The organism is Rhodanobacteraceae bacterium (assembly GCA_016713135.1).
Taxonomy (GTDB): domain Bacteria; phylum Pseudomonadota; class Gammaproteobacteria; order Xanthomonadales; family SZUA-5; genus JADKFD01.
Window position 1 is genome coordinate 1 of record JADJPR010000016.1, and the last position, 22,934, is coordinate 22,934.

Annotated in this window: 16 protein-coding genes and 1 pseudogene; 12 read left to right on the forward strand and 5 right to left on the reverse strand. The window is 68.0% G+C overall.

Features of this window, described 5'->3' with window-relative positions:
• The first annotated feature begins 52 nt into the window (after window positions 1–52).
• The 6 genes and pseudogenes from IPK27_12910 to IPK27_12935 all read left to right on the forward strand — a co-directional run bounded on the left by IPK27_12910 (window position 53) and on the right by IPK27_12935 (window position 11,995).
• Window positions 53–1,015: a WYL domain-containing protein gene (locus IPK27_12910; protein MBK8068482.1), complete on the forward strand. Its 963-nt coding sequence runs from the start codon at window positions 53–55 to the stop codon at window positions 1,013–1,015.
• Between the two features lie 555 nt (window positions 1,016–1,570).
• Window positions 1,571–2,893 carry a hypothetical protein gene (locus tag IPK27_12915; GenBank protein ID MBK8068483.1) on the forward strand — a complete coding sequence of 441 codons (1,323 nt, stop codon included), beginning with the start codon at window positions 1,571–1,573 and terminating at the stop codon, window positions 2,891–2,893.
• 8 nt (window positions 2,894–2,901) lie between these two features.
• Window positions 2,902–3,673, forward strand: a pseudogene (locus tag IPK27_12920) (restriction endonuclease).
• Window positions 3,674–4,635: 962 nt separating this feature from the next.
• Window positions 4,636–5,400 carry a hypothetical protein gene (locus IPK27_12925; GenBank protein MBK8068484.1) on the forward strand — a complete coding sequence of 255 codons (765 nt, stop codon included), beginning with the start codon at window positions 4,636–4,638 and terminating at the stop codon, window positions 5,398–5,400.
• Between the two features lie 897 nt (window positions 5,401–6,297).
• Window positions 6,298–7,239, forward strand: a complete 942-nt coding sequence (locus IPK27_12930; protein MBK8068485.1) for a hypothetical protein — start codon at window positions 6,298–6,300, stop codon at window positions 7,237–7,239.
• Window positions 7,145–11,995, forward strand: coding sequence for an alpha-2-macroglobulin family protein (locus IPK27_12935; protein MBK8068486.1), 4,851 nt, complete (start codon window positions 7,145–7,147; stop codon window positions 11,993–11,995). Before IPK27_12930 ends, IPK27_12935 begins: the two co-directional genes overlap by 95 nt.
• A 231-nt stretch (window positions 11,996–12,226) precedes the next feature.
• Here the strand turns inward: IPK27_12935 and IPK27_12940 are convergent, their stop codons facing one another.
• Window positions 12,227–12,676 carry a hypothetical protein gene (locus IPK27_12940; protein MBK8068487.1) on the reverse strand — a complete coding sequence of 150 codons (450 nt, stop codon included), beginning with the start codon at window positions 12,674–12,676 and terminating at the stop codon, window positions 12,227–12,229.
• A gap of 166 nt (window positions 12,677–12,842) precedes the next feature.
• Here IPK27_12940 and IPK27_12945 point away from each other — a divergent pair, with 166 nt between their 5' ends.
• Window positions 12,843–13,658: an RcnB family protein gene (locus IPK27_12945; protein MBK8068488.1), complete on the forward strand. Its 816-nt coding sequence runs from the start codon at window positions 12,843–12,845 to the stop codon at window positions 13,656–13,658.
• Between the two features lie 158 nt (window positions 13,659–13,816).
• Here the strand turns inward: IPK27_12945 and IPK27_12950 are convergent, their stop codons facing one another.
• Window positions 13,817–15,109, reverse strand: a complete 1,293-nt coding sequence (locus IPK27_12950; GenBank protein ID MBK8068489.1) for an MFS transporter — start codon at window positions 15,107–15,109, stop codon at window positions 13,817–13,819.
• A 285-nt stretch (window positions 15,110–15,394) separates the two neighbouring features.
• On the opposite strand from IPK27_12950, the gene IPK27_12955 reads away from it, so the two are divergent.
• Genes IPK27_12955 through IPK27_12965 form a run of 3 tightly spaced genes read left to right on the forward strand, consistent with a single transcriptional unit; the run spans window position 15,395 to window position 17,002 of the window.
• Window positions 15,395–16,093, forward strand: a complete 699-nt coding sequence (locus IPK27_12955; GenBank protein MBK8068490.1) for a hypothetical protein — start codon at window positions 15,395–15,397, stop codon at window positions 16,091–16,093.
• Window positions 16,094–16,109: 16 nt separating this feature from the next.
• On the forward strand, window positions 16,110–16,652 hold the full coding sequence (locus tag IPK27_12960; protein MBK8068491.1) for a sigma-70 family RNA polymerase sigma factor: 543 nt from the start codon (window positions 16,110–16,112) through the stop codon (window positions 16,650–16,652).
• Complete coding sequence (locus IPK27_12965; GenBank protein ID MBK8068492.1) at window positions 16,649–17,002, forward strand: hypothetical protein; 354 nt, start codon at window positions 16,649–16,651, stop codon at window positions 17,000–17,002. The genes IPK27_12960 and IPK27_12965 overlap by 4 nt, the downstream gene beginning before the upstream one ends.
• On the opposite strand, the gene IPK27_12970 is transcribed toward IPK27_12965, so the two are convergent.
• Window positions 16,995–17,810, reverse strand: a complete 816-nt coding sequence (locus IPK27_12970; protein MBK8068493.1) for an undecaprenyl-diphosphate phosphatase — start codon at window positions 17,808–17,810, stop codon at window positions 16,995–16,997. The genes IPK27_12965 and IPK27_12970 overlap by 8 nt on opposite strands.
• 144 nt (window positions 17,811–17,954) lie before the next feature.
• Here IPK27_12970 and IPK27_12975 point away from each other — a divergent pair, with 144 nt between their 5' ends.
• Window positions 17,955–18,158, forward strand: coding sequence for a SlyX family protein (locus IPK27_12975; GenBank protein ID MBK8068494.1), 204 nt, complete (start codon window positions 17,955–17,957; stop codon window positions 18,156–18,158).
• A gap of 75 nt (window positions 18,159–18,233) precedes the next feature.
• Here the strand turns inward: IPK27_12975 and IPK27_12980 are convergent, their stop codons facing one another.
• Both IPK27_12980 and IPK27_12985 read right to left on the reverse strand, forming a co-directional pair.
• Complete coding sequence (locus tag IPK27_12980; GenBank protein ID MBK8068495.1) at window positions 18,234–21,257, reverse strand: serine/threonine protein kinase; 3,024 nt, start codon at window positions 21,255–21,257, stop codon at window positions 18,234–18,236.
• Window positions 21,254–21,811: a sigma-70 family RNA polymerase sigma factor gene (locus tag IPK27_12985; GenBank protein MBK8068496.1), complete on the reverse strand. Its 558-nt coding sequence runs from the start codon at window positions 21,809–21,811 to the stop codon at window positions 21,254–21,256. Before IPK27_12985 ends, IPK27_12980 begins: the two co-directional genes overlap by 4 nt.
• A gap of 128 nt (window positions 21,812–21,939) precedes the next feature.
• On the opposite strand from IPK27_12985, the gene IPK27_12990 reads away from it, so the two are divergent.
• A complete protein-coding gene (locus tag IPK27_12990; GenBank protein MBK8068497.1) occupies window positions 21,940–22,839 on the forward strand; it encodes a cytochrome c in 900 nt (299 codons plus the stop codon).
• Window positions 22,840–22,934: the final 95 nt, after the last annotated feature.

Consider the following 22,934-nt stretch of genomic DNA (forward strand, 5'->3'; position numbering starts at 1 on the left):
AGCGACCCGTCACCGTCAGAATCCCATCACCCCCACCCGCGGAGACCCCGCCATGGACCGCACCGAGCGCATCGCCCAGTTGCACGGGCTGCTGTCCACCCATCGCCGCGGCCTCAGTTACGAGCGCCTCATGGCGGAGACCGGCAACTCGCGCTCCACGCTCTATCGCGACCTCTGTTTCATGCGCGACACCCTGGGCGCGCCGCTGGAGCATGAGGGCGAGCCGGCGCGGGTCTGGCGCTACGTCAATCGCAACCTGGATGCCTTCCAACTGCCCGGCGTGTGGCTCAGCGCCGACGAGTTGTACGCCCTGATGCTGGCCCAGCAGGTCCTGAAACAGAGCGGCGCCGGCCTGCTGGGACAGGCCCTCGGCCCGTTGCAGCCGCGCATCCAGAAGATCCTGGGCGACAAGGCCAATCACCTGGACCGCCTGCTGGTCCTGCGCACCCAGGCGCGCCACAGCAACCCCAGCGTCTTCCGCATCGTCACCGAGGCCGTCCTCGGCCGGCTGCAACTGCGTTTCCGCTACCAGGCCCGCTCCACCGCCGAGGAAAAAGAGCGCCAGGTCTCGCCCCAACGCCTGATCCACCACCGCGACAACTGGTACCTGGACGCCTCGCAGGCCGGCCAGACCAGCGTGCGCCGCTTCGCCCTGGACCGCATCCGCCGCCCCGAACTCAGCGCCGAGCCGGCCATCCCCATCCCCATCGCCACCCTCGACTCGGAGGGCGACGCCGGCTACGGCATCTTCGCCGGCCCCGCCGTCGCCACCGCCGTCATTCGCTTCACGCCGCACGCCGCGCGCTGGATCGCAGACGAACACTGGCACCCCCGGCAACAACAACGCCCCCTCCCCGACGGCAGCCTGGAGCTCACCGTCCCCTACGCCAACCCCCGCGAACTGCTGATGGACGTGCAACGCTACGGCGCCGACGCCGAAGTCATCAGCCCGCCGGAACTCCGGGAACAGATGCGCGCGATGCATGCGGCGGCGTTGGGGAGGTATGGGGCTTAGCCGAGCCACTGCGCAGACGGTGTCACCAGCCTGCATTCACCCGGCACAGCGCTGTTGCGCGCCAATCCGGCAGCCGCGAATATCCCAGCCACGCTCATCACCCGGCCACACCGTGTTCCATCTGCTCGACATCCTTGGCCCCAGCGCGCGTGGCCCGGAGATCGCTGCCGCGGTCTCGGAGCTTGCGAGCAACGATGAGACCGAGCGGGGTGCGGTGTTCACGCGGCCGGAGGTGGTCGCGGCGATCCTCGACCTGTCCGGTTATGTCGCCACCCTCCCGTTGCACCGGATGCGTCTGCTGGAGCCTTCGTTCGGCGGCGGCGAGTTCCTTTTGGCGGCGGTGGATCGCCTGCTGGCTGCGTATCGACTGGCCGGCGGTCGCCTCGACGACGCGGCGCGCGCGCTCGGGCCGGCGATTCGCGCCGTGGAACTGCACCGCGACAGTTACGAGACCACCGCGCTGCAGGTCCGCGCGCGCCTGATCGCGCACGGCGTGGACCCGGCCGATGCCGGCGCGTTGTGCCGGGAATGGCTGGTTTGCGATGACTTCCTGCTCTGCGGGCTTGCCGGCGAGTTCGAGTTCGTCGTCGGCAACCCGCCCTATGTGCGCCAGGAGCGCATCCCGGAAGCCTTGCTGCGCGAGTACCGCGCGCGGTTCCGGACGATGTTCGACCGTGCCGATCTTTACATCGCGTTCTACGAGCGCGCGCTCGATCTGCTTGCGCCCGGCGGGCGCCTCGGCTCATCTGCGCCAAACCGCTGGCTCAAGAACAAGTACGGCGGCCCGCTGCGCGCCAAGATCGTGCATGGGTTCGCGCTGCAGCACTACATCGACATGGAAGGCATCGACGCCTTCCATTCCGAGGGGATCGCCTATCCCGCGATCACCGTGATCGCGCGCGCCGCCGGCGATGCGCATATCGCCGCAGCTACACGCGTCGCCCGGCCCGGCGATCACCGACGAGCACGGGCTGCCGCGGCTGGTCGCCGCAATGCTCGCCGAGCAGGCCGACGAGACCCTGGTCGGCGAGATCTCGCTGGCGGGGCCGGCGCGCGCCCTGGCTGCTCGATGACCTGACCCGCCTCGACCTCGTGCGCCGGCTGGAGCAGACCTATCCGACGCTGGAGCAGGCCGGCTGCAAAGTCGGCATCGGAGTCGCCACCGGGTGTGACCGCGTTTTCATCGGCCCGCTCAACGAACTGCCGGTCGAGGCCAGCCGCAAGCTCCCGCTGGTGATGGCGCGCGATCTGATCGACGGGCAGATCCGCTGGGGCGGAAAGGGCGTGGTCAATCCGTTCCGTGACGAAGGCGGTGTCGTCGATCTCGCCGACTATCCGCAGCTGTCTGCCTACTTCCACCAGCATTACCAGGCAGTCGCCGGCCGCCATGTGGCCACCAGGAACGGCGATGCCTGGTATCGCACCATCGACCGCATCTATCCCGATCTGATGCAGCAACCAAAGCTGCTGGTGCCGGACATAAAAGGCGAGGCGACCTTCGTGCTGGACGAAGGCCACTACTACCCGCACCACAACCTCTATTACGTCACCTCCACCCAATGGGATCTGCGTGCGCTGCAGGCTGTGCTGCGCTCCTCGGTCACCGTGTTGCTGGTCGCCACCTACTGCACACGCATGGCCGGCGGGTTCCTGCGCTTCCAGGCCCAGTACCTGCGCCGCATCCGAATCCCACACTGGCACGATGTGCCACCGCCGCTGCGCGACGAATTGGTTCAAGCAGCCTGCGCCAAGGATCAGCAAGCCATCGACGAACCGGTGTTCCGGCTCTACGGCCTGTCTCCCGAAGATGCCGAGCGCACGCGCCAGATGGCGGCGCAAGCGCAAGTCACCGCCAAGCGCAGGAATCGCCGCGAGTGACGCCCAGCCTGTTGCCCGATGACTTCGAGGAACGCGTGCGCCAAGCCACGCGGGCCTTCGGGCAACCGATCCAGCGCCAGCACCGAGCGCACCCAGGGCGGCACGCGTGACAGCGTGCTCGGCGGCAAGAACATGGACGGTTTCATCGATCTCGTCGAGCACGTCGCCCGCCACTGCGGCCTACCCGCCGACGCTGTCCATCGCCAGAAATCCAAGGTCGCCTTGCCGGGGTTCTTCCGCGCGACCAAGGACTGGGATGCCGTGGTCATCCACAAGCAGCGCTTGCTCGGGGTGTTCGAGTTCAAGTCGCAGGTCGGCTCGTTCGGCAACAACTTCAACAACCGCAGCGAGGAAGTCATCGGCTCCGCTGCTGATCTCTGGGTCGCCCACCACCTCGGTGCCTACGGTCACCGGCCGGCGCCACCGAGCGCAATCGCCCAATCCACGCCGGCGTTGCTCAACCCCGTCTACCAGATCGACCCCCGCCCGCCGTTCGTGGGCTGGCTGATGCTGCTGGAAGACTGCGAGCGCTCGACCACCGAAGTGCGCTGCGTCGAGCCCCACTTCCCGGTGTTCCCCGAGTTCAAGGGCGCTTCCTACGCCCGCCGCTACCAACTTCTCTGCGAGCGACTCGTCGAACGCCGCCTCTACAGCGCCGCCGCGCTCGAACTGACGCCAACCGGCAAAGACACCTGCACGTCGTTGTCGCCAGCAACCAGCATCAAGAACCTGTTTGCGGAGTTCGCGGGGAGAGTGTTGGCGGCGAGCGCGGCGGGTTGATTCAGACGCGCAAGCAGGGGCAGCATGCCGCCACACCGTGCGTCGAATTCTGGGTGTCCTCGTTCCATCTTGTTCATTAGCCCTACAGATCTCCCGGAACCGATGCGGGCTGCACGGAGCGAGCACACGGAACTCCGCACCAGCTCTCTGGACCGGAGGTCGTTACGACGGATCGGGTAAGATCACCAGGACGGCCAGCCAGCGCTCAGGAAGGCGACCTCCGGAGGCGCGGTTTCAGCTTCGTGCTGAGTGCCCGGAAATTATTTAGAGGGAGGGAGATGGATCCACTTTCGGCTTTGGGAGTCGCCCTTGGTGAAGGGGTCGCAAAGGCATCGGCGAGCTGATCTCGAAAGAACTGATTGGTCATTGGACAAAGTCTTCAGGTACCAAATCGCGGAAGACACGAGAAGCCCTTCGGAGAGCCATCGAGACCTACTCCAAGAGTCTGGAAAAGAGTACCAAGTATGTCCCTACGATCGCGATCCAAGGCGTGGCTTTCACCTGGACGAAATTTATGAGCCGCTTACTCTTGTCGACAAAAGAGGGAGTAGCCATGTTATCAAGTCCTTCCCGCGCGAGCTGTTTAGTGATTCGAGCAAGGTACTCGTGGTTGACTCTGCAGGAATGGGTAAGTCCACGCTTACGAGATTCTTACTCAGAGCGATCTTTCGCGAAAGCAATATTTTCCATTTTTTCGTTGAGCTCCGACGGGTCCAAGGTGAGCAGACGCTTCAGGACTTTATTATCAACTCGGTGGTTGAAAATGTAGATAACATCGACCTACGTGAAGCGATAAGGAAATTGCCCGATCATCCGAGAGTATTTTTCTCCTTGATGGCTACGACGAAATAGATGAGCAACAACGAAAAAGACTAACGGGACAGATTCAGACGCTAGCCGAGGAGTTTCCGGGCGCCAAGTTCTGGTTGACTTCGCGGCCGGACTCGGCGCTTGCAGGGTTCTTGGGATTCAGCGAATATAAAATCGCGCCACTTCGAGAAAGCACAGGCCTACTCGCTGCTCCGAAGGTATGGAAAGGGGCAAGGAAAAGCCGAGCAGTTAATCCAGCGAATTTCCACGGTGCCCCAGGTTTCAGGAGTTTCTGGGCAATCCGCTCTAGTCACGCTCCTCTACAAGGCGTTCGACTTCAAGCAACGATTCCGCTCAAAAAGACCATTTTCTACCGTCAGGTCTTCGATGCCCTCTTTCAGGATCAGGACCTGAGCAAGTCCGGTGCTTTCGAGCGGAAGAAGAGATCCGATCTGGACGTGGAAGACTTTCACAAGGCGCTCAGGTCGCTGGCCATGGTTTGTATGAAATCCGGCAAGGCTCAATATTCGCTTGAAGAATTTCACGAATTGCTCTTGGCGAGCGCTCGACTTGTGGTCGGCGTGGCAATCGATGCTGCGTCCTTCAAGGAAGACCTGCTGACGGCCGTGCCATTGTTTGTCAGAGATGGGCAGGAGGTAAGGTGGGCACACAAGTCCTTCCAAGACTATTTTATTTCTCAGTTCGTAACATACGATCTGGGAGAAAGGCAGATGGATTTTGTACGAAAGCTACTCTTGACTAGCAACGCCACGAAGCATGTGGAGATGCTTTCATTTGTGCGGAAGCTGATCTGGGAATACTTCGGCGCGCCTTTTATACGAAGCTATGTTCTCGAACTTCGGGATGGATTCGGGGCTCAGTCGAGTTCGAGGCCGATTTTGCCTTGTATTACCTGAGCAAGATCTTCAGCCTTTGCATCGTTACCGAGAGTCGAGGCAACGGCTCACGAGCTAAGGACGATTATCACCAGCGTGTTCACTCAATTATTGAGAGTGAAGATCATTCCAGGTGCTCGCACGTGGATAACCTGGGAGCCGCCGTTCGGGTATGCTTGGGTAGGATTGATCAGAGGCCAAGAACACTCGCTTCACGCTGCCCTCGCGAAGTTGGATCCAGTTACTTTCAATACTGCCTTAGTTCTAAAGAAGGGAGTCGAATCCTCCGAGCTAGAAAAGCTGTGTTCAACTTTGATTTCGAGGAAGCGTATCGGTGAGTTGGTGGACGTTCGGGACACGAAAAAGAAGCTATCTTTGGTCCGTGCTTCACTGAATTTACTTGATGGCGATATCCCATCGCTTTCGTCAATCAAAGAATTGTTGGGAAACCAGGGAGACGCTGATCGAGACGCTGAACTCGATGAACTCATGAACAGTGTGATTGGGCAGGTTTAACGACTCGCCAGCTATCCTGCCAATCAACAGCTCGCGTCTGAAAAGGTGCTGCGACTTCCCGGTATGAAATCCCAACTGCGGACACAGTCGGTCAATGCGTCAAATGATGTGAGGCGGATTGCCGCCACCCGGTTCACCCAGTTCCACGGGGTCTCTTCCGCGCCGCAGCAGGATCCGCCCCCCATTCCTCCCCACCTCGCCCGCATTCCGCCCCAGTCCTGCCCCTTCCCGTCGTAGTCTTGCGTGATGCTTCACGTTGCCGTGCGCCCGCGCGGCCTCCTTGGGGAACCTACGCATGGACCACACCGAATCCGCTGACGCGGCCGCGCAGCCGGCGCCTGCTGCACCCGGACCCCAGCCGTCATGGTGGGTTGCGCTGTTCGGGCAGTGGGATCCGCCGCCGTGGTGTCGCTGGTTGTGGCAGCGGCGGGCGAAGCGGCCGGGGTGCTGGTGGTGCTGGCGGCGCTGGGCTATGGCATGTACTGGTGGGCGACGCGGCCGGCGCCGGTGATCCCGAATGCGCTGGATCTGTCGCTGTCCGCGCCGGGGTTGACCGATTACGACCGCGACGAGATCCGGGTGGAGCCGCTGGTCCTGCAGTTCTCCGGTTCGGCGGCGCCGCTGGAGGCGGTGGATGGGCCGGCGTCGGGGGTGGCGCTGGAGCCGTCGTTGCTGGGCAGTTGGACCTGGGAGGATGACCGTACGCTGCGCTTCCAGCCGCAGACCGACTGGCCGGTGGGGCAGCACTACACCGTGACCCTGGATCCGAAAGTGACCGTGGCGGACACCGTGGTGCTGGCGCCCTTCGATTTGCAGTTCGACACCGCGCCGTTCACCGTGGAGGCGCGTGGGGCGAGTTCTACCAGGATCCGCAGGATGCGAATCTTAAGAAGGCGGTGTGCAGAATTCCGCTTCAGCCACCCGGTGGACGCGGCCAAGCTGGAATCCGCGCTGCGTTCGCGCATGTTCGATGGCGCCGGGCGGGTGCTGCAGAGCCCTGCGCTCAGCACCCAGCTCAACCCGCGCAAGCTCAATGCCTGGGTGCATTCGGCGCCGCTGGAACTGCCGCCCAACGGCGGCCAGGTGATTCTGGATGTCGGCAAGGGCATCACCAGCCTGCTCGGCGGTCCGGGCAGCGAGGCCGAGCTGTCGCAGAAGGTGGACCTGCCGGCGCTGTATTCGGTGACGGTCGACGACCTGTCGCCCACGCTGGTCGAGGATCCCGGGCAAGGACCCGATCCAGGTGATCGTGATCGGCTTCAATTCGGCGATGAAGGACACCGAGGTGGTGGCCGCCACGCGTGCCTGGATCCTGCCGGAGAAGAATCCGAAGCTGAAGGATGACGAGCAGTCCATTCCCTACCAGTGGAGCGAGGGCGAGATCGACGAGGCGCTGCTGAAGGCGTCCACGCCGCTGAAACTGACCGCCGATCCGGCTGAGCGCGAGTGGCTGGAACTGCACAGCTTCAAGTACAGCGCGCCGGTCGGCCGCCGCATCTACGTGCGGGTGGACAAGGGGCTCAAGTCCTTCGGCGGCTTCATCCTCGGCAAGCCGCACGCGGTGGCGCTGACGGTGCCGGAATACCCGCGGCTGCTGAGCTTCGTCGGCGAGGGCGCGCTGCTGTCGCTGCGCGGCGAGCGCCGGGTCACGGTGGTGGCGCGCAACATGCCGAAGATCCGCCTGGAGATCGGCCGCGTGGTGCCCGAGCAGTTGCACCACCTGGTGCAGTTCAACGAAGGCAGCTACGGCCGGCCGGAGCTGTGGACCATCGGCGAGGACAGCCTGGTCGAGCGCATGGAGAAGCGCGTGGTGCTGCCCTCGGGCGATCCGGCGAAGACCCTGTACGAGGGCATCGACCTCGGCGAGTTCTTCAGCGGCGGCCGCCACGGCGTGTTCCTGCTGTCGCTGCGCACGCTGTCCGATTACGAGGCCGAGCAGGCGCCCGACTGGACCATCGCGAATGATTCCGGCGAGACCATGGACGCGCGCCTGGTGGTGCTGACGGACCTCGGCATCGTCGCCAAGAAGACCCTGGACGGCTCGCGCGAGGTGTTCGTGCAGTCGCTGGCCGGCGGCACGCCGGTGGCCGGCGCGCGGGTGCGCGTGCTGGCGCGCAACGGCGAGACCCTGACCGCGGCCGACACCGATGCGATGGGCCGCGCCTCGCTACCGCCGCTGGATGGATTCGTGCGCGAGAAATCGCCGGTGGCGATCAGCGTGACCGCGGGCGATGACCTCTCCTTCCTGCCGCTCAACAGCTATGACCGCGGGCTGGATCTGTCGCGCTTCGACATCGGCGGCGATGCCAACGAGATCGATGCCGGCACGCTCAAAGCACATCTGTTCTCGGACCGCGGGCTGTATCGACCGGGCGACACGGTGAACATCGGCTTCATCGTGCGCGCGGCGGACTGGAACCGGCCGCTCGCCGGCATCCCGCTGGAAGTGGAGTTCTCCGACCCGCGCGGCAGCGTGGTCAAGCGCGAGCGGGTGTCGCTGGATGCCACCGGCTTCGACGGCTTCAGCCATGCGCCGCCGGACAGCGCGCCGTCCGGCACCTGGCAGGCCACGCTGTACCTGCTGGGCGATGACGATTCGCGCACCATGATCGGCGCCACCACGGTGCAGATCCGCGAGTTCCTGCCGGACACCCTGCGCGTGCGCGCCACCCTGTCGGCCAGCGCCAGCGAGGGCTGGGTCAAGCCCGACGGCATGAGCGCCACGGTGGCGGTCGAGAACCTGTTCGGCACCCCGGCGCAGCAGCGCAAGGTCGAGGCCACGCTGGTGCTGCGCCCGGCCTTCCCCAGCTTCGCGCGCTGGCCGGACTGGCGCTTCTACGATCCCTTGCGCAGCAGCGACGGTTTCAACGAGCCGCTGACCGATGGCGAGACCGACGAGGCCGGCAATGTGGTCTTCGACCTCGGATTGAACCAGTACGCCGCGTCCACCTACCAGTTGTCCTTCCTCGCGCGCGCCTTCGAGCCCGGCAGCGGGCGCAATGTCGCGGCGCAGACCGGCACCCTGGTGTCGAGCAACGACTTCCTCGTCGGCCTCAAGGGCGCGGATGACCTCAGCTACGTCAAGCGCGCCAGCAAGCGCGCGGTGGAACTGGTCAGCATCGGCCCGGATGCGCAGCCGCTGGCGGTGGACGGCCTTCGCCTGGTGCTGATCCAGCGCCAGTACGTGTCGATCCTGACCAAGCAGGATTCCGGGCTGTACCGATACGTCTCGCAGGAGCGCAAGCGCACCGTCAGCGACACGCCGATCGCGGCGCAGGCCGCGGCGCAGAAGCTGAGCCTGAAGACCGACGAGCCCGGCGACTATTTCGTCGAGATCCGCGACGCGGGCGACACCGTGGTCAACAAGTTCTCCTACACCGTGGCAGGCGACGCGAACGTCGCGCGCTCGCTGGAGCGCAACGCGGAACTGAGCCTCAAGCTGTCGCAGCCGGACTACCGCGCCGGCAGCGAGATCGAGATCGGCATCGTGGCGCCGTACACCGGCTCCGGCCTGATCACCATCGAGCGCGACCGGGTCTATGCGCACGCCTGGTTCCGCGCCACCACCACCTCCTCGGTGCAGAAGATCCGCATCCCGGACGACTTCGAGGGTTCCGGCTACGTCAACGTGCAGTTCATCCGCGACCCGGCCTCCGAAGAGATCTTCATGAGCCCGCTGTCCTACGCGGTGGCGCCGTTCTCGGTGGATCGCGGCCGGCGTACCCAGCCGCTGGAGCTGGCGCTGCCGCCGGTGAGCAAACCGGGCGCGGACATCGCGCTCAAGCTCACCACCGAGGGCCGCGCACGGGTGGTCGCCTTCGCCATCGACGAGGGCATCCTGCAGGTGGCGCGCTACCAGCTGGCCGATCCGCTCGACCACTTCTTCCGCAAGAAGATGCTGGACGTGGAGACCAGCCAGATACTCGACCTGATCCTGCCCGAGTTCAGCCGCCTGGTCGCCGCCGCGGCGCCGGGTGGCGACGGCGAGGGCGATCTCGGCAAGCACCTCAATCCCTTCAAGCGCAAGAGCGAGAAACCGGCGGTGTGGTGGTCGGGCATGACCGATGTGGACGGCGAGCACACCTTCCACTTCTCGATGCCGGACCACTTCAACGGCCAGCTGCGCGTGATGGCGGTGGCGGTGTCGACCGAGCGTGTCGGCATCGAGACCACCAAGGCCCTGGTGCGCGGCGATTTCGTGCTCACGCCGACGGTGCCCACGCACATCGCACCGGGCGATGAGTTCGAGCTGCCGGTGGGCGTGGCGAACACCGCCGAGGGCACCGATGGCAGCGCGATGGACGTCAGCCTGAAGGTGGAACTGCCGGCCTCGCTGACGCTGGTGGGCGAGGGCCCCAAGCCGCTGTCGCTCAAGCCCGGCCAGGAAGGCAAGACCAGCATCCGTTTGCGCGCCGGAGAGGCGCTCGGCGCGGTGCCGGTCAAGCTGGTCGCGCAGTCCGGCAACCGCAGCGTGCAGCGGAGCATCGAGCTGTCGCTGCGCCCCGCCATCGTCGGCCGCAGCGATCTGCGCCTCGGCCGTGCGGACAAGCGCGTCGAGCTCAAGGATCTGCGCGCGATGTATCCGGAGCGCTCGCAGCGGCTGCTGTCGGCCTCCACCTCGCCCTTCGTCGCCGCCGATGGCCTCACCGCCTATCTCAACGACTTCCCGCACCTGTGCACCGAGCAGTTGCTGAGCCAGGCGATGCCGGCGCTGGTCTACCGCGCGCGGCCGGAGTTCGGCAGCGTGACCGGCGGCAAGACCATCGATCTGATTAGCGTGCTGCGCGCGCGCCAGAACAGCGAGGGCGGCATCGGGCTGTGGATCGCCACCCCGGATGTCGATCCCTTCATCAGCGCCTGGGCGGCCTTCTACCTGGTCGAGGCGCGCGAGCGCGGCGAGCCGGTGCCGGCGGATTTGCTCGACTCGATCAACCGCTACCTCGGCAACATGGCCGCGGATGCAGCGCTGACCGAGTTGCATCAGTTGCGTGCGCGCGCGCTGGCCACCTATGTGCTGATCCGCCAGGGCCAGACCGCCACCCACCTGCTGTCGGCGGTGCACGAGCAGCTCAAGCGCGACTACCCGGATGCGTGGAAGAGCGACACCATCGGCATGCTGCTGGCAGCGAGCTACCAGTTGCTGCAACAGGCCAAGCCGGCGAAGGAACTGGCGCAGGGCGGCCTCAGCCGCGTCGGCGCCGCGCAGCCGCCCAAGTACCAGGGCTATCGCAACTACTACGACGCCTCCATCGACACCGCCTGGGTGGTCTACCTGGCGCACAAGCACTTCCCGAAGGACGCCGAGCGCGTCAGCGTGCGCGCGATCGAGAACCTGCTGTATCCGCTGCAGGACAACAGCTACAACACGCTGTCCTCGGCGCTGATGGTGATGGCGCTGGATGCCTACACCACCGCGCAGGCGGATGCCGGCCTGCCCAGGCTCACGGCGCTGGGCGGCGACGGCAAGCCGCGCGATCTCGGCGAGGCCTTCGGCGCGCTGCGCCGCGCGGCCTTCTCCGCCAGCGACCAGCTGCTGACCGTGACCCCGCCCGAAGCCACGCCGGCCTGGTATGTGCTGGCGCAGACCGGCTACGACAAGGCCATGCCGAAGGCGGTGCAGAACCAGGGCATCGAGGTGTTCCGCGAGTACCTGAATGCCGATGGCTCGCCGCTGTCCGTGGCCACGCTGGGCCAGGAGATCACGGTGCGCCTGCGCCTGCGCGCGCTCGGGTCCGAGGCCATCGGATCGATCGCGGTGGTCGACCTGCTGCCCGGCGGCTTCGAGCCGGTGGTGCAGATGCCGCCGCCGCCGGCCGACTCGGGTGAGGTCGACGAAGAAGACAGCGAGGATGGCGAATCCGCCCCGCCGGTGCCCACCCTGGCGCTGCCGGGCAGCACGCTGTACACCGAGCACATCGAGCAGCGCGAGGACCGCGTGGTGCTGTACGCCAGCGCTGGCCCGCGCGTCTCCGAGTTCCTCTACAAGCTGCGCCCGAGCAACCCCGGCAAGTTCGTCATCCCGCCGGCCTACGCCGAGTCCATGTACGAGCGCCGCATCTACGCCCAGGGCGGCCCGGCGGGGACCATCGAGGTGAAGTGAGGGGCGCCTATCCTCCGCCCCCGTCAAGGGCGGAGGATTCGCAGGTCGCGGGCGCCGGATGCCGCCGGGGCGCGCCGGCGCCTGGAACTCCATCGGGACGGCCTGCTCTGGGCGGGCTTCTCCGGTGGCTTGTTCCGGCTGGACCCGAAGGCGGTGCCGGGGATGCCCGCCCGCCTGGTCAACGTGAGCCGGGCCGGGCCGTGGGAGGTCGCCTGAGGACCGCGCGGGCGATCAATCCAGGGTGCGCCGGATCGCCACCCCCAGCCGCATCTCCCACTCCAGCGGCCGCTCGCTGGATGAGAGCGCCTGGTTGACGATCAGCCAGTCGTCGATCGGCCTGGCCTCGACGTATTTGCGGAACAGGTTGTAGAGCGCGTAGTAGGCGTATTCGACCGGGTCCGGGAATTCGAGGTCATCGTCTTGCAGCGCGGTGATCGGCTCGCGGTAGCGCACGGCCACCCGGCGGGTATCGGCGCCGGCCTGCGCGCAAGCCAGCGCGTCGTCGGGCAGGCGGGTGTCGACCCATTGCTCGGTGCCGGCGACGGTCTCGACATAGCGGATCGGTGCCGCCTGTTCGACGAAGGCCCACCAGCGGTGCAGGGCGAATTCGCACAGTTCGAAATGAACCGCGCGGCGGCCGGCGGCGCCGAGCGCGAGGAACTGGGTGTGCAGCGATTCCATGCCAAGGCGCCCGGCCAAAGGTCGATCTGATCGGCAGCCTAAGCGAAACTGAATGCGGCCGCGAATGGCCGGAAAATCAGGCGATCATTCAGAATCATCCGCGCAAGCTGATCACACCGCCGATAGCCATCGCGCGGGCCGTTTCCAGCGTTCTGCGAGGTGAGTCATGAAAAGCTTCCTGGTCCTGTCGATGGGTGCCCTGCTGGTGGCGGCCGCGGCCGGCGCGCCGGCGCAGGGCTTGTCGTCGGTGGAAGGGCGTGGCCGCGACGAAGGCCGTGGGCAGGAGCGCAGCGCGCCCTCCCATGAGCGCGGCGGTGGGCAGGATTTCAATGGCGGTCGTGGCACGTCTGATCGTAGCCAGGGTCGTGGTGGCCGCGAGCAGTCCTGGGGTGGCGGCCAGCAGCCGGTGCAGCCGCATTCCCAGGGCTATGGCTTCGGCCAGGTGCCAAGCAACAGTGGCCAGGTGCAGCCGCAATACCAGCAGCCACGCCAGGAATGGGGCCGCCAGGAGTCCCGCGACCAGCGCCAGCAGTGGGGCGGCGACCGGCGCTGGAACGACCGCGGCCTGCCGGACGTGAATCAACAGTACTACGGCCAGCAGCGCTACGATCGCCGGGACCATGACCGTCACGACCGTCACGACCGCGACTGGAACCGCTACGACCGCCACGACCGCCACGACCGCGGCTGGCGCGAAAGCGGCTGGCGCCGCAGCTGGAACCATGGCTGGACCGGCCACCGCTACCGCGCGCCGTCGCGCTACTACTGGCCGCGCGGCTACAGCTACAGCTCGCGCAGCTGGTATGTCGGCTTCCGCCTTCCGAGCGCCTTTTATGGCCGCAGCTACTACGTCGACTACCGCCCGTATGGCCTGGCGCCGCCGCCGTGGGGCTGCCAGTGGATCCGCATCGACGGCGACGTGCTGCTGGTCGAGATCGCCACCGGCGAGATCGTGGACATCCTGTACGGGTTCTACTACTGAGGAGCTGGTGTTGGTATTGGTTGAAGTGCAGAGCCGCTCTTCGCCAACACCAACCCTGCACTTCGGGTCTTGAAGTTGGTGTTGGTTGGAGCGCAGGGCCGCTCTTCACCAACACCAACAACCCACACCAACACCGTTCATGAACACCAACACTGGCTTCAGTCCGCTCCGAACGCCGCGCGCCTGCCGCGCTCCACGTCCACCCCGCGCACCACCAGCAGGCCGAACACGAAGAATGCGCCGGTGCACAGCATCGCCAGGCGGTGGTTGCCGGTGAACACCCAGGTGGCCAGGCCATAGCAGATCGGGCCGATGATGGTGGCCAGGCGCACCGCCAGGCTCCACAGGCCGAAGTACTCGGCCACCCGGTCGGCGGGCGCGAGGTAGCCCACCATCGCGCGGCCGGCGGACTGCGAGGCGCCCATCGCGATGCCTGCCAGGTTCGCCGCGGCCCAGAACAGCGGGCGGGTGGTCGCGAAATAGGCCATCAGCACCATGCCCAGCCACAGCCAGAGCGAGAGCATCAGCGCGCGGCGGTGGCCGATGTGGTCCTGCACCCAGCCGAAGCCGAAGGCACCGATGGCCGCGGTGACATTCACCGCGAGCACCAGTTTCAGCGTGTCCGCGGTGTCGAAGCCCATCGCCTCCTGCGCGTAGACCGCGGCGAGTGCGACCACCACGGCCACTCCCGCCTGGTAGCCGGTGATCGCCACCAGCAAGCGGCGCAGGTCCTTCAGGTGCGCGCCCTCGTTCCAGGTCTGGCGCAAGCGCCCGAAGGCCTGCTGGACGAGCGAACCGCGCGCGGCCGGCGGTGGCTCGGCATGCTCCTTCAGCACCAGCAGGCTGGGCAACGCGGCGATCAGGAAGAACACCGCGGTGATCGCCATGCAGCCGGGCACGAACTCGGCCGCGGTGGCCCCGCGCGCCTGTGCGCCCTGCACATAGCCCAGGCACAGCGCCAGCGCGGCCAGCCCGCCGCCATAGCCGAGCGACCAGCCATAGCCGGAAAGGCGCCCGAGTGCCTGCGGTTTCGCCAGCAGCGGCAGCCAGGCTGCGATCAGCCCTTCGCCCAGGCCAAAACCGATCGCCGAAATGATCACGAACAGCATCGCCAGGCCCACATCGCCCGGGCCCACCGCCATCAGACCGAGCGTGCCGACCACGCAGGCCAGCGTGCTGGCGGCGAGGAAAGGCTTCTTGCGCGCCCGCGCGTCCGCCGCCGCGCCCGCCAACGGCCCGAGGACCATCACCACCGCCGCCGCCACCGAGACCGCGAAGGTCCACGCCAGCGTCGCCCACGGCTTGCCCGCCGCCACGGTTGCAACGAAATAGGCGTTGAACACTGCGGTCGAGACCACCGTGGTGTAACTGGAATTGGCGAAATCGTAGAAGGCCCAGGACCAGAACTCACGCTGGCGCACGCCCGGGAGCAGCAGGGGATAGAGCGACATGGGCGGCGGCCGGCGGCGGAGGCGATCAGGGGATGCTAGCGGGCGCGGAGGGGGCGCGCGACACGCGATACGGGGCACGGGGCACGAGGGCACGAGGGCACGGGAAGACTTCGTGCCGGATTGCGCGCTGATCGCGGTTCGCGTTGACGGTGGCCCCTGCAGATCGCCCAGGCGTGCGAGCCTTTCTCGTGCCCCGTGCCCCGTGCCCCGCGGGAAGAAATTCCGCGCTCGCGTGTATCCAGGATCATCCGCCGGTGGCGACCGGCCCTGACCCCGAGGTGTACGATGATCACGACCCTGCTGCGCACCACTGCCCTGGGTGCACTTCTCATGCTGGCTGCCTGCGAGCGCGCGCCCGTGGGCGGCGCCGCAACCGATCCGCCACAGAGCCTGCGGGTGTACACGGTACCGGCCGAGCGCGCAGAAGCACTGCGTGATGCCCTGGCCGGCGCGATCGGCAAGAACGGCCGGGTGTCGCTGGCGCCGCCGGACCGGTTGCTCGTGGTGGCCCCGGACGGGCTGCAGACTTCGGTCGCGGAGAACCTCGGCAGCCTGGTGCAGGCCGCGCCGCCGGCCGCGCCCGATCCGGGACCGGTGCGGCTCATCACCTGGGTGGTCGATGTCGCCGAAGGGAACACGGTCGACCCCAGACTCGAACCGATTGAAGCGACGCTCGCGGCCTTGCGCGAGCCGCTGGCCGCAACCGGGTTTGCGCTGTTCGGACAGATCGCGATCACCGGCGATGTGGGCGAGCGCGCGCCCACCCAGAGCGCGGGGGACGGCCGGACCCAATTGCAGGTGCGGCTGTCCCAGACCGAGGGCGGCGTGCGGGCCGACATCAGCGTCTCCGCGGAGCGCATGCACCTGCGCACCCAGACCCGCCTCAAGTTCGGCGAAACCGTGGTGCTGGCGCAGGCCATGCCCGAGGACGCGGGCGGCAGTCGCGTCCGCCTGGTGATCGTGCGCGCCGATCCGGCTGGCTGAGCCGGACTCCCGCTCCATGGCGATCAGCGAGGCCGAATTGCTGGGGGCGTTCAGGCGCCTCGAGCGGCCGCTGTACAACGTGCTCTATCGCTGGCTGTGGCATGCGCACGACTGCCAGGACCTGGTTCAGGACAGCTTCCTCAAGGTCTGGGACCAGCGCGCGGCGGTCGACGCCAGCCGCCTCGATGCGCTGATTTACACCACCGCGCTGAACCTGGCGAAGAACAAGCTGCGCTGGCGCGGGCTGTGGCGCTGGGGCGAGATCGACGCTGCGTCGCCGGGCGAAAGCAGCGATGGCCCGGAGATGCAGGCCGAGCGCCGTCGGCGCGAGCAGGTCCTGCGGCGGGCACTCGACGGCCTGGACCGCGACAGCCGCAACCTGGTGCTGCTCAGCGAATGCGCCGGGCTCAGCACCGATGAACTGGCCGCAGTGTTCGGCTGGCCTGCCGGCACCGTGGCCTCGCGCAAGCACCGCGCGCTGGCGCGGCTGCGCGAGGATCTGGCGCGCTCGGGTATCGCCGCCGCCGGGATCGATGGCATCACGGAGACCCACCCATGAACGAACTGAAACCGTGGTTGCCCGCACTGGATCCGCCGCCCGGCGGCCATGCGCGGCTCGCCGCTGCGATCGCCGCGCGCCGCCAGCGCGCCGCGCGCCACGCCTGGCGCGCTCGCCTGGCCTGGGCCGGCGCCGCCGCGGCGCTGGTCCTGGCGCTGACGCCGCTGCTGCGCACGCCGGATGCCGAGCGCCAGCAGCGCGAAGCGATCGCGGCAGGCCTGGAGCGGGCCTGGGCGCAGGGCGACGCGGAGATCGTGGTGACTGACGGCGCCGCCGCCGAGATGCTCAAGGCGCCGGGATTGCGCGCCTACTGGGTGGGCACGCTGCGCGATCCAGCTGAGATCAGATAGAAAAGGCGCCCGCCGCCAGCGCCAGCAGCACCAGGCCGAGCGCCAGTCGGTAGACGAAGAAGGGCAGCATGCCGATGCGCCGGATCGTGGCGAGGAAGAAGTGGATGCACAGGTAGCCGGCCACCGCGCTGATCGCGGCGCCCAGCCAGAAGCTCCCCGCGTCCGTGTCGCTACCGTCCTTCATCAGTTCCGCCACGCCGTGCAGGCCGGCGGCGGCAGTGATCGGCACCGCGAGCAGGAAGGAGAAGCGCGCCGCGGCCTGGCGCTCCAGGCCAAGCAGCAGGCCGGCGGTCATCGTGATGCCCGAGCGCGACACGCCCGGCACCAGCGCCAGCGCCTGGGCGCAGCCGATCAGCACCGCCTGGCCGACGCTCAGGCTGCGCTCGCCGCGTTCGCTCTTCGCCGCGCGGCCGAAGGCAAAGAACAGCAGCGCGCCGAACACGATCTGGGTGCAGCCGATGACCGCATAGCTGCGCAGCGCGGTGGCACCCGCATCGCCCAGCGCCAGCGCGGCCAGCCCGCCGGGAATCGTCGCCAGCATCAGCCCCAGGAGCGTGCGCTGCTCGTTGTCGAGCGGCTTGCCCGGCCGCCAGAACCACAGCGAGGTCAGCAGCGCGAACCAGTCGCGGCGGAAGTACACCAGCACCGCCAGCAGCGTGCCCAAGTGCAGGCCAAGGTCGAACACCAGCCCCTGGTAACCCGAGCCGAACCACTCGCCGGCCAGATACAGGTGCGCGGAGGAGGAAATCGGCAGGAACTCGGTCAGCGCCTGGATCAGCGCGAGCATCAGCACATCGAGGAATTCCAAGGCGGGTCCAGGCGACATCGACGGGAGCGCGCATGCTCGGCAGCGCGGCCGGAGCGGTCAAGCCACCCGTCGCGGTTGTCTCCGCTTCGCCAGCGCACCTTGCCCGCGCGATATCCTCGGCCCATCGCCACCACGCTGAAACCGATGGAAACCCGCATCGAGGAACTGGAGATCCGCGTCGCCTTCCAGGACGATCTGCTGCACACCCTGAACGAGCAGGTGCATGCGCTGCATCAGGAGCTGGCGCGCGTGCGCAGCGAGCTGCAATCGATGCGCGAGCGCGTCGAGGGGCTGAAGTCCGGCGGCCCTGCGGACCCGGCCTCCGAGCCACCGCCGCCGCACTATTGACGCCTTGCGCTTCGCGCGGGACCGAGATCGGATAAGCGAGGCACTCCGTGTGGGAGCGACTTCGGCCGCGAGCATTCACAGGCGGCCGGCGCATTCCGGATACCGGGCTTGTCCGCAACCCATGCGCCGCATGTCCCGGCCTTGCCTGATCTTGCTCCTCAGCACCGCGGCCCACGCCGGCCAGAGCAAATGTTGCGACGCATAGACGCCGACCTCGCCGCCGCGGAACAGGCTTTCGCGGCGAGCGACAAAGCCCGCGCCGGCGAACTCCTCGGCGCCGCCGACCTCGCCTTGGGCGGCATGGCCAGCGAGCGCCTGGTGCGCCTGGCGCTCGCTGGCGCCGGGCTTTGGCCCCTGATTTCCGCGGATCGCGGGCGACGCCTGGGTCAGTCCGCGCCGGGATCCGGATGCTGCGCCAGCCAGGCCTGCACCTCGGCGAGTTCGAACCCCGGGCCACCGTGTGCGCGCGCCTCGAGGAGCGCCGCCTCGGCCAGCGCCACGGCCTGCGGCTGGTGGCCCAGGTCCCATTCGATGCGCGCGAGCAGGAAGCGCGAGGCGCCGCGCTCGTCGGGCTCCTCGCCAAGCTTTTCGTAGGCAGCGAGCGCGGCCGCGGCATGTTCGCGTGCCGGCGCCAGCTGGCCCGCCTGCCATTCGCGCAGCGCGAGGCTGGTAGCCGGCCAGCACGCTGTCGTGGTTTTCGCTGCCGAGCAGCGCCAGGTACATCGCCTGCGCCTGGCGCGAGTGCTCGACCGCCGCAGCGTAGTCCTGCAGCGTCGCCTCCGCACTCGCCAGGTTCATCAGCGATTGCGCGACATCCGGATGGCTCGCGCCGAGCACGCGCTGGCGATCCGCCAGCAACTCGCGGCACATCTGCAGCGCCTCACGCGGCTTGCCATGGTCCATCAGCAGGTTGGCGAGGTTGTTCCGGACCACCAGGGTGGACCGGTGGTCGCGGCCCAGCTGCTTTTCCAGCACCGCCTGGGCCTCGCGGTAGAGCGCCTCGGCGCGAACAGCGTCGGCCTGGTCGGCGTAGGAGACTGCGAGGTTGAACAGCGCGTAGCCGGTGCGCGTGTGCGCGGGCCCGAAGATCCTGCGGGTGCCGGCGAGGATCTCCTCGCGCATGGCCAGCGCCGCCGCCCGGTCGCCACGCATGGATGCGAGGTTGGCCAGCGACTGCGCGGCAACCAGGTGGGTCGGATGGTCGTCCGGGTACACGCGATGCTTGAGCGCCGCAGTGGTGGTGCACAGGCTGAGCGCGCTCTGCTGCTCGCGGGCGTCGATCTCGATGCTGCACTCGATCTGCGACAGCGCGGCCAGCCGGGACAGCGATGGCTCGCTCTGCGCATCCAGCGGGATCGCCAGCGCCGCTTGGCGGTTGGCCACGCCGAGGGCGCGCAGCAGGATTTCGGCGCTCGCGGCCGCCGCTGCGCGCGCCTGCGCGGTGTCGCGGCGTTCCTGGGCAATCGTCGCCAGCTGCAGCCAGGCATCGCTTGCCTGCAGGGAGTCGCCCGCTTCCGTGGCCGAGGCCGCGATGCCGCGGAGGGTGTCGACCACCTCGGCGCCGCGGCCGCTCTTGGTCATCGCCAGGGCATGGGCGTAGTCGATGGCGCGGCGCTCGCCGCCGCCCAGGTGGATCGCCTCGGCAATCCGCAGGGCCTGCGCCGCCTGCGCCAGGCTGCGTTCCGGATCGCCCAGTTCGGCATGGATCAGCGCGAGCTGCGCATACAACCACGCGCGGGTGTCGTCGTGCCCGGCCAGCCGGGTCTCCAGGGAGCTGGCGCCCCGCTCGAGCGCCTGGCGCACGCTGATGTCCTCGCCGCGCGAGCGGGTGGGATCCGCGTTGCGCAGCAGTTCGACCAGGAAGCTGGTGACTTGCTCGGCCTTGTCGCGCTGGTGCGCGGCCTGGTCGCGCTGGCGCCGGGTCTCTTGCAGTTGTTGCCACAGGACCACGCCGGAAACCAGCACCACCAGGAGCACGGCGGCCACGCTGCCGACCAGGTAACGGTGGCGCAGGGCGAACTTCGCGAGCGCATAGCGCCGGCTGCCGGCGCGCGCCGACACCGGCATGCCGCGCAGCCAGGCTTCCAGGTCGTCGCCCAGTTCGGCGGCCCCGCGGTAACGCGCCGCCGGATCCTTGCGCAGGCACTTGAGCAGAATGGCGTCCAGGTCCCCGCGCAGCGCGGCCGGCGCGATCCTTGTGGTTTCTGCGCGCAGGGCGAGGCTGGCGCGCAGGGGCTGGCTGTCGAGGATGGCGCGGAGCAGCGCGGGCGTGGCCTTCGCATCGGCATAAGGCAGGGCGCCGGTCAGCAGTTCGTAGGCCATCACGCCGAAGCTGTAGACGTCGGTCGCGGTGCTGATGGCCTCGCCGCGCACCTGCTCGGGCGCGGCGTAGCGCGGCGTCAGCAATTGCTCGCCGGTGGCCGTCTGGAACGAATCGCCGGTGTCGTCCAGCAGCTTCGCGATGCCGAAATCGAGCAGCTTGGGCGCGCCATAGCTGTCGATCATGATGTTGGCCGGCTTGAGGTCGCGGTGCACCACCAGCCGCTGGTGCGCGGCCTGCAGTGCCCGCGCGATGCTGACCAGCAGGCGGATCAGGGTGCGCAAATCCGGCTGTCGCCGCTGCACCCAGGCGTCCAGGCGCTCGCCATCGACGAATTCCATCGCCAGGTAGGGCGTGCCGTCCGCGAGGGTGCCGCCATCGTAGAGCCGCGCGATGTGCGGATGATCCAGGCTGGCGAGGATCCGCCGTTCGCTGCGGAAGCGCGCCTGGTGTGCCGGCTGCGACCAGGCTTCGTGATGCAGGAACTTCAGCGCGATCGGCTGGCGTACGCCATCGTGGTCGCGCTCGGCGAGCCAGACCTCGCCCATGCCGCCGCGTCCGAGCAGGCGTTTCAGGGTGTATCCCGGCGGCACCCGGCGGGCACCGGGCGTATCGGGCGGCGGCTCCGCGTCGGCAGCAAGCAGCGCCTCGACCTCGTGGCGCAGCGCCGGATCGGCGGCGCACTCGGCGGCCAGCAAGGCGTCGCGGGCGCTCTCGGGTTGCTCGATCAGGCGCAGGTACAAGGTCTTCACCTGCTGGTAGCGCGTCTGGGTGTTCATGCGCTCAACCTCTGGCGGAGCCAGGCGCGCGCGTGCTGCCACTCGCGGTAGGCGGTGGAAGGATGCAGGCCCAGGGTTTCGGCGCTGGCCTCGATCGACAGCCCGGCGAAGTAGCGCAACTCGACGATCCGCGCCGCCTGCGGATCCAGCGCCTCCAGCCGGGTCAGTGCATCGTCCAGGGCGAGCAGATCGCTGCTATCGGCGATGGCCACGTCGCAGGCCACATCGAGCGCCTCTGGGCGCACGCCGTTGCCGCGCTTGTCGGCATTGCGCGCACGCGCGGCGTCGACCAGCACCTGGCGCATCGCGCGCGCCGCGGCGCCAAAGAAGTGCGCGCGGTTGGCGAAATCCGCATCGGCGCCGATCAGCTTGATCATCGCCTCGTTGACCAGCGCCGTGGGTTGCAGCGTGCGGTCGTTGGCGCCGGGGCCCAGCAGACCGGCGGCCATTCCGCGGAGCTCGGCATAGACGCGGGCGCACACCCGCTCACCGGCGGCGCGATCTCCCGCATGCCAGGCGGCCAGCCAGTTGGTCAGATCCGCCTGCTCGTGCATGCGCTCCCCCTGCCAGCCATTGTGCCGCGCCGACGCAATCCGGCGGAAGTCTGCGAAAGAAATTCCACGCCACTCCGTATGCATCCAGCAGAGCCGCATTCCGGCGGCCATTTCTGGAGCCAAGCCCGATGAAAACCTGGATCAGGCGCGTTTCGATCGTCTGCCTTGCGCTGGTCGCGCTGGCGGGGGCGCTGATGTTGTACGCCGGGTGGCTCACCCGGCAGACCCTGGCGCAGCGCTGGGAATTGCCGGCGCTGGAACTCACCCGCAGCAGCGAACCGGACGCCGTGGCGCGCGGCGCGCACCTGGCGCAGACCATCGGCTGCGCGGGCTGCCACGGCAGCACCCTGGGCGGGGCGCTGGTGGTGGATGCCGGGCCGGTCATGCAGGTGTACGCGCCCAACCTGACCCGCGGCGGCACGCTGCCCGCGCTGGACCTCGCAGAATTCGAGCACGCGGTCCGCCATGCGGTGGGCGCGGACGGCAGGCCGCTGCTGCTGATGCCCGCCCGCGACTACATGCTCCTGTCGAATGCGGACATCGGCGCGCTGTACGCCTACCTGCAATCCCTGCCACCGCAGCCCGGGAACCAGCCGCCCAGCCGGATCGGTCCGGTCGGTCAGCTCCTGCACCTGGCGGGCATGCTGCCGCTCACCGATGCCACGCGCATCGACCATGCGCAGGCCAGCCGGGGCGCAGCGGCACCGCCGTTGGACGACGCGCTGGCCCACGGCGGCTACCTCGCGCAGGTGTGCACCGGCTGCCATGGCACCGGGCTCAGCGGCGGCCCGGCACCCGGATTGCCGCCCGAGGTGCCGACGCCGGGTAACCTGACGCCGCACGAGACCGGTCTCGGGCGCTGGAGCGAGGACGATTTCCGCGCCTTCATGCGCACCGGCAAGCGTCCGGACGGACGCGCGGTCGACGACTTCATGCCCTGGCGCAGCCTGGGGCAGATGAGCGATGCCGAGCTGCACGCCATCTGGACCCATTTGCGCAGCCTGCCCGCGCGTCCGGTCGGCGGCTGAACGCGGGGCAGGGCGCGGCGGGTGCGCCGCGGTCGCCCGGAATCGTCAGATCCCATCGCCTGCCATTGAGTTGCTCCGGCGCCGCCCCCATGCTG